This window comes from Streptomyces sp. SID12501, assembly GCF_010550245.1.
Classification (GTDB): domain Bacteria; phylum Actinomycetota; class Actinomycetes; order Streptomycetales; family Streptomycetaceae; genus Streptomyces.
On the sequence record NZ_JAAGLU010000882.1, the window covers coordinates 1 to 409 of the forward strand.

1 pseudogene is annotated in these 409 nt (G+C 69.9%); it reads left to right on the forward strand.

The features are described from left to right. Nucleotides 1–56 precede the first annotated feature (56 nt). Nucleotides 57–409 (forward strand): annotated as a pseudogene (locus G3I71_RS48955) (hypothetical protein); the annotation flags it as partial.

The window sequence follows — 409 nt, forward strand, 5'->3', positions numbered from 1 at the left end:
GCAACCTTCCGGACACCTTGGGGAGTCGATCGTCATGACGAGAGGAGGTGCCGCCAGTGATCGCGAACGTGACTCCGCACCGGCGGGCGAACGCCTTCGCCCAGGCCCTGGAGGATCGGAAGCCATCCGATCTTTCAGAACCGGACCCGGTGGCCGAGCAGTCCGAGGCACCTGCCGAACCTGCCGACCACGACCGGCTGTTGGCCCTGGCGAACGCGCTCGGCGAAAGAATGCCGCGCCCGGCGCTGGATCCCGAGGTCAAAGTGGTGCAACGAGCACAGCTCGTCGCCGCCATGGAGGCCATGGTGAAGGAGGAGAGGGCCGGGGGCGGTGCCGCCGCGGACCCTCTGGTGCCCGAACAGCGGACCGGCCGCGGCGCCCACCGGGCGACGTCGCTCCGGAGATTGCG